The sequence below is a fragment of the Pseudomonas sp. PA-5-4B genome (assembly GCF_021606215.1).
Taxonomy (GTDB): domain Bacteria; phylum Pseudomonadota; class Gammaproteobacteria; order Pseudomonadales; family Pseudomonadaceae; genus Aquipseudomonas; species Aquipseudomonas edaphica.
The window spans coordinates 1-8,562 of the sequence record NZ_WKDB01000122.1 but is presented as its reverse complement, the minus strand read 5'-3'; the positions used below and the strand labels follow the sequence as shown (position 1 = coordinate 8,562).

Here is an 8,562-nt window from a genome sequence, read left to right as displayed (position 1 = left end):
ATCCAGCACTGGATGGGGCAGGCTGGCGAACATATCACTCTGGTGCGGCGCGCTGGGTTTTGCGCTGGTTTTGGCCGGGCTTGCCACAGGAATCTCGTGGGGCAGGGCGGTTTCTTCCAGGCGGCTCAAGTGTTCGCGGGCACGGGTGATGACTTGCGCAGGAACCCCCGCCAACTGCGCCACGGCCAAACCGTAACTCTGGCTCGCCGGCCCCGGCAGCACGTGGTGCAGGAACACGATGCGCTCGTTGTGCTCAGTGGCATTGAGATGCACGTTGGCCACCAGCGGCTCGCTTTCCGGCAACACCGTCAGCTCGAAATAGTGCGTGGCGAACAGCGTATAGGCGCGCAAATGCGCCAAACGCTCGGCTGCCGCCCACGCCAGCGACAGACCATCGAAGGTGCTGGTGCCGCGCCCCACTTCGTCCATCAGCACCAAACTGCGTTCGGTGGCGTTGTGCAGGATGTTGGCGGTTTCGCTCATTTCCACCATAAAGGTCGAACGCCCACCAGCCAGGTCATCACTGGAACCGATCCGGGTGAAAATGCGGTCTACCAGCGACAACTCGCAACTGGCCGCCGGCACAAAGCTGCCGATATGCGCCAGCAATACGATCAATGCGGTCTGGCGCATGTAGGTGGATTTACCACCCATGTTGGGACCTGTGATCACCAGCATGCGCGTGTCGTCATCCAGCGACAGGTCGTTGGCCACGAACGGCGTGGTCAACACCTGCTCCACCACCGGGTGGCGGCCCTGCATGATACGCATGCACGGCTCGCTGACAAAACGCGGGCAGTTCAGGTCAAGGTTCAGCGCACGTTCGGCCAGGTTGCTCAGCACATCCAGTTCCGCCAGGGCGGCGGCGGTGTCTTGCAGCGGCGCCAGGCGGCTGATCAAATCTTCGAGCAACGCTTCATACAGCATCTTTTCGCGCGCCAGGGCACGGCTCTTGGCCGACAGTGCCTTGTCTTCAAACTCTTTGAGCTCCGGCGTAATGAAACGCTCGGCGCCCTTAAGGGTTTGGCGACGCTGATAGTCAATCGGCGCCGACTCGGCCTGTTTGCTCGGCAACTCAATAAAGTAGCCGTGCACGCGGTTGTAGCCAACCTTCAAGTTGGCCAGGCCGGTACGGGCTTTTTCGCGGGCTTCCAGGTCAATCAGGAACTGCCCGGCGTTTTCGCTCAGCGATTGCAGCTCGTCCAGCTCGCTGTCGTAACCGGTTTTAAGCACGCCGCCGTCACGGATAATCGCCGGCGGGTTGTCGATAATGGCTTTTTCCAGCAGCGCCGCGAGGTCCGGGTAAGTGCCGGCCGTTACGGCGAGTTGTTGCAGGTGCGGCGTGTCCAGCTCGGTCATCGCCACTTGCAGCTGCGGCAGCGCGCTCAAGGCATCGCGCAGGCGCGCCAGGTCACGTGGCCGCGCATTGCGCAGGCCAATTCGCGCCAGGATGCGCTCGATATCGCCGATTTCCTTGAGCTGCGGCTGCAGGTTTTCAAAACGATAGCGATCCAGCAGGCAAGTAATCGATGTCTGGCGCGCTTGCAGCACGGTCAGGTCGCGCAGCGGACGGTTCAACCAGCGGGTCAGCAAGCGGCTGCCCATGGCCGTCTGGCAACGGTCGACCACTGATTGCAGCGTATTATCGCGACCACCGGCCAGGTTGGTGTCCAGCTCGAGGTTGCGACGGCTGGCGCCATCGAGCACCACGGTGTCATCCAGGCGCTCATGGCGCAGGCTGCGCAAATGCGGCAGGGCGGTGCGCTGGGTTTCTTTCGCGTAGCTGAGCAAGCAACCGGCAGCGCCGATGGCCAGGGTCAGGGTCTCGCAGCCGAAGCCTTTAAGGTCCTGCACCGAGAACTGCTGGCACAGACTTTTCAGCGCCGTGTCGCGCTCAAAGTCCCACGGCGCACGACGCTTGGTCCCACGACGCTTTTCCGCCGGGAGATCCTTGGGCCAATCATCCGGAATCAACAACTCCACCGGATTGATGCGCTCAAGCTCCGCCAGCAGGTTCTCCCAGCCCTTGATCTCCAGCACGCTGAAGTTGCCGCTGGTGATATCCAGCACCGACAGGCCAAACAAACGCTCATCGCCCAACACCGCTGCGATCAGGTTGTCACGACGCTCATCCAGCAGCGCCTCATCACTCACCGTGCCCGGCGTGATAATGCGCACCACCTGACGTTCCACCGGCCCTTTGCTGGTCGCCGGGTCGCCGATCTGCTCACAGATCACCACCGACTCACCCAGCTTCACCAGCTTGACCAGATAACCTTCCAACGAATGGTAAGGAATCCCACACATCGGAATCGACTGCCCCGCCGACTGCCCGCGCGCGGTCAGGGTGATGTCCAGCAGCTTGGCGGCCTTCTTCGCGTCTTCGTAGAAGATCTCGTAGAAATCGCCCATGCGATAGAACATCAACTGATCAGGGTGCTGGTTTTTCAGGCGCCAGTACTGCTGCATCATCGGGGTGTGGGAAGACAGATCGGAGGTGTTTTTACTCATCAGATAGTTAGCAAATTCGTTGAAAGGAGTGGGGCAAAGGTGGGGCGCTTGGCCCTGCTAATTTTGCGATGGCGGCAAGGTTAACACGCGAGGTCGAGGGTTCGCAGGTCACAAACAGCCAGGTAAAAGCCAAAAATGGCGCAGCGCCCAATGGCCATCACTCTCAAGAATGAACACCGAACCCGTGGCGAGGGAGCTTGCTCCCGTTGGACTGCGCAGCAGTCCCATGCTCTTGAAGCAAAGAGCAGGGGCCGCTTCGCAGCCCAGCGGGAGCAAGCTCCCTCGCCACGGGTTAGCGGTGCTTGTGCTATCGCTTAACTGATCGGAATCAGGCGCCGCGTCCGTTTTTCATTCGCCCCTTACTGAAGGTTGCCGGGCGAATCCAATACCTTCACGAGTTAAGAATGAACGCCCAAGAAGGAACACCAAACCTGTGGCGAGGGAGCTTGCTCCCGTTGGACTGCGCAGCAGTCCCATTTTCAGGGCCGCTTCGCAGCCCAGCGGGAGCAAGCTCCCTCGCCACAGGTTAGTGGTGCTTGTGCTATCTCTTGAGTGATAGCAATCAGGCGCCGCACCGGTTTTTCATCCGCCCCTTACTGAAGGTTGGTCGGAATGGAAGGAGAAGGGGGGTGACGCCGAGGGTAGTTAACGCAGACGGATTTGTAACAATCATCGGTAAAACTCCCATATCGGTTGAGAGCTACCACGTTCGTAGTTTGAACGAATGCGTGGCGCTTTTAGCGCCTGCATCTTGCCGGGTTATCAGGCCCGGTCGCTGAATTGGCAGCGGCGGAGGGGAGGGTAGTGTGGTGGGTGCAACTGGGGAAATGGAGATGTCGCTATGCTGCTGTCGAAAAGCACATTGGGGCATGGATAATGAACGTGCCTCCTAGGGCCAACTAATAAGTTGGCCCAATAAAAAGCCCGGCACAGTGCCGGGCTCCAGAAAGCGGCTTGGGAAGCAATCAGGCTCTTTTCGCCTCTGCTTTCATCATCACGAGATTCTGCTGCTTGGTAGCCTCGGTCAGAACTTCGCTGTAAACGCGCTTTTTCTGATCGGATTTTGCGTCACGAATAAAGTCGGCAAAAGAGCTTTTTGCGCCTTTGGACAAGCCCAGCTTGATCGAAATCATCAATGCGCTCCTGATGGTGGCCCGAGCCTGGCCTCTAGATCGGCCCGCGTATGCTGCTCAGGGATATGGTAGTCAATCTTATCCACGCCTGCTTTGTAAAGCCGTCCAGAGTTGTCGATGTGCTTGATGAGCAAATCCACATGAACGTCGCCTCGATACTCTAGAGCTTAAGGGCATTCACTACGTCACGCGCTGCAAAGTACTGCTCGACGAATTTGGCCCCTTGTAAGCGGCAAATTCGTTGCGAAGTTCATCAGGGTCGATTCGCAGAATTGGAGTGTCGGCGAATAGATTTACAAGAGCAATCGATGCCTCTGTTTTTCCTGCGCCGGGCGATCCTGCCATGAAGACGGAAACTGGCGACTCCTCCGACGGATAGATCGCTTTGTCTGTCAGGCGTCTGGCAATTGACTTTTTATTTGAGCGCGCAAAACGCAGTGCTTCTTCTGAAATCTCGATTTCTGCGGGTGTCATCCTGTCGGTGTCGTGAAATGCGGTGTGTTCCATCAAAAGCATCCCCATCTGCTCCAGCGGTGTGTCAAAGACTATCACTCGGTTAAAACATCGCTACGGGCCGAAACTTCACTTAACACATCCTTGTTCTGCATAAATATGCAATTTAGCATTTGCCAACCCCAAAAACTCCCGGCACTATCGCCGTTATGCAAAAACGCAACGTTTCAACCGTCTTAAGAGAGCTGCTGGACCGCGACCGGATCTCCCCCACGGAGCTTCACCGGCGTACCGGCGTGCCTCAATCCACACTCTCGCGGATCCTCAGCGGCAAGATCGTTGATCCGTCGGACAAGCACATCTCGCGCATCGCCGAGTACTTTCGCGTCAGCACCGACCACCTGCGCGGGCGCGCGGCGTTGGGCGCTGGGCGCGATGACGGGCGCGACCCGATGCATTCGGAACTCAAGGACATAAGCCTGTGGGACGACGACACGCCCGTTAATGATGACGAGGTGTCGATCCCCTTTTTGCGCGAGGTTGAATTGGCTGCTGGATCAGGAAGATTCGTCATCGAGGAAAGCGAGAAGGCCAGCCTGCGGTTCGGCAAGCGCAGCCTTCGCCACAACGGTGTGCAGTTCGACCAGGCCAAATGCGTGACAGTGCGCGGCAACAGTATGTTGCCGGTGCTGCGCGATGGCGCGACGGTCGGGGTGAATGCGGGCAAGAGTGGTATTGGCGACATCGTCGATGGCGACTTGTATGCCATCAATCACAATGGCCAGTTACGGGTGAAACAGCTCTACCGCCTGCCTTCCGGGATTCGCCTGCGCAGTTTCAATCGCGATGAGCACCCTGACGAGGACTACAGCTTCCAGGATATCCAGGATGAGCAAATCAGCATCCTCGGCCATGTGTTCTGGTGGGGCATGTACGCCCGTTAACCTCCTTGCGTAAGACAAAGCCCGCCCATGTGCGGGCTTTTTTTCGACCGTAGAAAACCGGTAAACCCCTGGCCCATAAGGTTAGAAATGCGCTGGTGCATTCCGATAGCAAAAATAAATGCATTTGTGCATTGACTGTATATGCATACATGCATATTCTCCATCTCAAGCCAGCCAACAAGGTGGTGGAGGCGGCAAGGATGCTGCCAAGGAAAGTGACAAGGAAGGCACGCAACATCGGCAAGGACGCCATCGAAGCGATGGCAGGGATGCCAGGCAACACCGGCAAGGATGCCGACGCTCTTTAGTTACACCGCTTTAAAACAACAGGCAGCGATGAATCGGCCTTAACGGTTCAGAGGGTTGGCAACTGACCCGGGTGTGCAGCGTAAAGCACCAGAAGCAGTTATCCGGCAGACAGGGATCGTGGTCGGAAAAACATTGAGGAAAGAACCGTACCGCGCCAGTAGCGCCGAACGTTCGAGGACATCATTACTGAAAAGCCCGGGCGACCGGGCTTTTTGGAATGCCGACCTATCGAAGCATGTGTAAATGAAAAATGGACTATTGAGTGCTCAGCCAGGAGGCGTGACATGACAAATGAACAGCAAGCGTTAGCGGAAATGCCTATCTGGCTGGTCATCGTATTGGCAGTGATCGGCGGTGTATCCGGCGAAATGTGGCGCGCCGACAAGGAGGGCGCACGTGGTTGGTCGCTGATCCGCCGCCTGGCCCTGCGCTCCGGCGCGTGCATGGTCTGCGGGGTTTCAGCCCTGATGCTGTGCTACGCCGCCGGCATGTCGATCTGGACCGCCGGCGCTATTGGTTGCCTCACCGCGATGGCCGGTGCCGATGTCGCCATTGGCCTTTATGAACGCTGGGCGGCCAAGCGCATCGGGGTCAACCAAGGCTCCGGCCAAGACCCGCAATAACCGTTGCAAGGACGCTACTTAATATGACCCTTATCGAAAAACCCTCCCAACTGCCCCTTGCCATCGGCGCGGCGCTGCACGCGGCCTTCCCGAACTTGAAGGTCGGCAATCACCAGGATTTTCAGGGCGCCTTGGATAAAACCGGCGTGTTGATCACGGTCGAAGGCAATGGCCCAGGCATTCGCTCTCGCGAAGGGCGCAAGGCTCACGCCCTGACGATTTCGCTCCGGGCCATGGTGGCGCCGGGTGCGCTGCCGTTTGATGCCTGCGACCTGGCCAGTCAGCTTATGGACCAGGTGCTGGATAACCGTTGGGGCCTACCGTTGGCCCAGTGTGATTTGCCGATAAATATCGTCGCCGCTCCGGTTGCTGCAACAACAGCAGAAACGGACTACGACACTTGGACTGTCTCCTTCACCCAGACCGTCTACATCGGGCCGGTATTACTCACAGATCCTACCGGCCAGCCGCTGTTTGCCCGCACCTGGGAAGTGTCGAACATCGACGATCCCGACCAATACAAACCATTGGCGGAGTAGCCCATGTTCGACGCGCTGTTACGCATGCAGCTGGGGCCGATTGTCGAGCGCCTGGCAGAGATGGAAACCCAACTTGAAGACCTGTATCGACGCGCCGAGAGTTTTTGCCGGATCGGCACGTGTCAGTCGGTCGACGCCGCCAGCAACACCTGCAAGGTCAGCCACGGTGATTTGCTCACCCCGGCGATCCGCTTTTTCAACCCCAGCGCAGGCGCACAAACCGAAACGCGTATCCCGTCCGTGGGTGAACAATGCCTGTTGCTCAACTACGGCGGCGGCGAAGGCGGTGGGCAGTCTGTGGCTTTGTTCGGCCTCAACAGTCGTCAGTTTCCGCCCGTCTCCAGTGTTGCCACATTGACCCGACGACGCCACCAGGACGGCACCCAAAGCGACTATGACGATGCCAGCCACATTTTCAATTGGGTCAACGGCCCCACCACGTTCAGCGGTTCGCGCGAACAGGTAGACGTCAAAGTCGGCGCCGCCAGCTTGGTCATGAGCGCCCAGAACATCACCCTGCAAATCGGCGGCACCAGCCTGGTACTGGACGCTGGCGGCGCGCACTTCAGCGGCCCGCTGGTGGACCATCTAGGCCACGTCATCAGCCCCCGATAAGGACATCCCATGCTCGGCATCGATCGAAACACCGGGGCAGCCGTCGATGACTGGCTGCAGTTCGTGCAGCGCGCCACCCGAGCGCTGACCACCCCCGTGGGCACTCGGCAGAAACGCCCGCTATATGGCTCGCTGATCCCGCAACTGCTCGGCCAGAATCTCGGCGACGACCTGCTGATACTCGCCCAAAGCCACGCCGCGCAGGCGTTCTACAACACCCACAACGGCATCGGCGATTTCCAACCCCTGGTCATCGTCGCCACCCGCCAAGGCGCCGGCCTGCTGTTGCGCTTCGCCGGCACCTGGAAAAACCGCCAACAAACCTTCGAGGTCGTGACATGAGCATGCTGATCCCCGGCCAGAACCAACTGGCAGAACCGGCCATCATTGCGGTGGATGAGTTCGAGCCGTTGTTGGCCGAATTCAAGGCGTTTGTTGTGGACTACGTCGCCACCCGAGCACCGCAAAACGCGGCCAAACTCAAGGTCAGCCTCGACAACGAAAGCGAGTTGCTGACCCTGGCCCTGGAAGCCTTCTGTGTAAGGCTGCAAACCCACGAACGCAAATACAATGCCCGTATCAAGCAGATGCTGGCGTGGTGGGCCACCGGCAGCAACCTGGATGCGCGCCTGGCGGACATGGGCCTGGAACGCCAAGTGCTCGATCCAGGCGACCCGGCGGCGTTTCCGCCGGTGCCGCCGACGTTGGAGAGTGACGACGACGCTCGCTTGCGTTATTACCTGGCGCCCCATGCACCGGCAGCCGGCTCGCGGATGCAGTATCGGCGAGAGGTTTTTACCCTGGGTGAACGGCCGTCGGTGAAGGTGCAAAGCGCGACGCCGGGCGTGGTGACGGTCAGCTACACCTTTGATCCCGACGGTTATGCCGCGCAGGTCAAGGACGGCAACGCTCGTCGAACAGCGCCCGGTGAAGTGATGGTCACGGTGCTTGCTCGTGAGAGCGACGGCACGCCGTCCGCCGATTTGCTTGACGGGGTTCGTCGCCATTTCGCACGGCCGGATGTGCGGCCGGAGACCGATCTGGTTAGCGTGCAAGGTGCGCAGATCCTGCCTTATAAAATCCGTGTGGTTGCGAAGATCAATGCCGGCCCGGATTCGGGGCTCACGCAAGTTGCCGCGCAGAAACTGCTACAGGACTATGCAGAGTCTTGTCATCGGCTGGAGGGGCGGGTGGATCCGAGTTGGATTGACTATGCGATTCACAGCGCCGGGGCGGCGCAGTTACAGATCCTTGAACCCTTGGCACCGATTATTGCGACGGCCTTTCAGGCGCCTTATTGCACCGGGGTTGAAGTACAGGTACGCACGCTATGAGTGAGCGCATACCGAGCCTGCTCCCCGCCAACAGTTCGCCCTTGGAAAAAGCGTTGGACCAAGGCTTCGGTCAGTTACTCGAGCGAGTAACCCCACCGTTC

The 8,562-nt window shown here is 59.0% G+C and carries 9 protein-coding genes and 2 pseudogenes; 8 read left to right on the top strand and 3 right to left on the bottom strand.

All coding sequences use genetic code 11. The features are described 5' to 3' along the window. The 3 genes and pseudogenes from mutS to GIW28_RS30925 all read right to left on the bottom strand — a co-directional run. Positions 1–2,511 (bottom strand): DNA mismatch repair protein MutS (gene mutS, locus GIW28_RS30160; protein ID WP_236490481.1); only part of this gene is annotated, 2,511 nt, incomplete at its 3' end. Between the two features lie 965 nt (positions 2,512–3,476). Then, positions 3,477–3,644: a hypothetical protein gene (locus GIW28_RS30155; protein ID WP_167422741.1), complete on the bottom strand. Its 168-nt coding sequence runs from the start codon at positions 3,642–3,644 to the stop codon at positions 3,477–3,479. Continuing rightward, positions 3,644–4,118: pseudogene (locus GIW28_RS30925) on the bottom strand (zeta toxin family protein). The gene GIW28_RS30155 and the pseudogene GIW28_RS30925 overlap by 1 nt, the downstream one beginning before the upstream one ends. A gap of 188 nt (positions 4,119–4,306) precedes the next feature. On the opposite strand from GIW28_RS30925, the gene GIW28_RS30145 reads away from it, so the two are divergent. The 8 genes and pseudogenes from GIW28_RS30145 to GIW28_RS30110 all read left to right on the top strand — a co-directional run. Beyond that, positions 4,307–5,041, top strand: a complete 735-nt coding sequence (locus GIW28_RS30145) for a LexA family transcriptional regulator (protein WP_082463551.1) — start codon at positions 4,307–4,309, stop codon at positions 5,039–5,041. A gap of 149 nt (positions 5,042–5,190) precedes the next feature. Further along, the gene (locus GIW28_RS30140) at positions 5,191–5,349 is read left to right on the top strand and encodes a hypothetical protein (RefSeq protein ID WP_017137056.1); all 159 of its coding nucleotides are present in this window, start codon (positions 5,191–5,193) and stop codon (positions 5,347–5,349) included. Between the two features lie 285 nt (positions 5,350–5,634). Beyond that, positions 5,635–5,973 carry a phage holin family protein gene (locus tag GIW28_RS30135; RefSeq protein WP_053254660.1) on the top strand — a complete coding sequence of 113 codons (339 nt, stop codon included), beginning with the start codon at positions 5,635–5,637 and terminating at the stop codon, positions 5,971–5,973. A 23-nt stretch (positions 5,974–5,996) separates the two neighbouring features. After that, positions 5,997–6,512, top strand: coding sequence for a hypothetical protein (locus GIW28_RS30130; RefSeq protein ID WP_236447590.1), 516 nt, complete (start codon positions 5,997–5,999; stop codon positions 6,510–6,512). Positions 6,513–6,515: 3 nt separating this feature from the next. Further along, the gene (locus GIW28_RS30125) at positions 6,516–7,127 is read left to right on the top strand and encodes a phage baseplate assembly protein V (protein WP_236447589.1); all 612 of its coding nucleotides are present in this window, start codon (positions 6,516–6,518) and stop codon (positions 7,125–7,127) included. A gap of 9 nt (positions 7,128–7,136) precedes the next feature. Then, a complete protein-coding gene (locus GIW28_RS30120) occupies positions 7,137–7,469 on the top strand; it encodes a phage baseplate protein (RefSeq protein WP_236447588.1) in 333 nt (110 codons plus the stop codon). Then, positions 7,466–8,461 (top strand): baseplate J/gp47 family protein, encoded by a 996-nt coding sequence (locus GIW28_RS30115; protein WP_236447587.1) that lies wholly within the window; start codon positions 7,466–7,468, stop codon positions 8,459–8,461. The genes GIW28_RS30120 and GIW28_RS30115 overlap by 4 nt, the downstream gene beginning before the upstream one ends. Next, positions 8,458–8,562, top strand: a pseudogene (locus GIW28_RS30110) (phage tail protein I); the annotation flags it as partial. The gene GIW28_RS30115 and the pseudogene GIW28_RS30110, both read left to right, overlap by 4 nt.

What these genes read in the sequence shown, in the direction of transcription:
- GIW28_RS30155 (WP_167422741.1), bottom strand. Translation starts at nt 3,644, where the DNA reads ATGATTTCGATCAAGCTGGGCTTGTCCAAAGGCGCAAAAAGCTCTTTT.
- GIW28_RS30145 (WP_082463551.1), top strand. Translation starts at nt 4,307, where the DNA reads ATGCAAAAACGCAACGTTTCAACCGTCTTAAGAGAGCTGCTGGACCGC.
- GIW28_RS30140 (WP_017137056.1), top strand. Translation starts at nt 5,191, where the DNA reads ATGCATATTCTCCATCTCAAGCCAGCCAACAAGGTGGTGGAGGCGGCA.
- GIW28_RS30135 (WP_053254660.1), top strand. Translation starts at nt 5,635, where the DNA reads ATGACAAATGAACAGCAAGCGTTAGCGGAAATGCCTATCTGGCTGGTC.
- GIW28_RS30130 (WP_236447590.1), top strand. Translation starts at nt 5,997, where the DNA reads ATGACCCTTATCGAAAAACCCTCCCAACTGCCCCTTGCCATCGGCGCG.
- GIW28_RS30125 (WP_236447589.1), top strand. Translation starts at nt 6,516, where the DNA reads ATGTTCGACGCGCTGTTACGCATGCAGCTGGGGCCGATTGTCGAGCGC.
- GIW28_RS30120 (WP_236447588.1), top strand. Translation starts at nt 7,137, where the DNA reads ATGCTCGGCATCGATCGAAACACCGGGGCAGCCGTCGATGACTGGCTG.
- GIW28_RS30115 (WP_236447587.1), top strand. Translation starts at nt 7,466, where the DNA reads ATGAGCATGCTGATCCCCGGCCAGAACCAACTGGCAGAACCGGCCATC.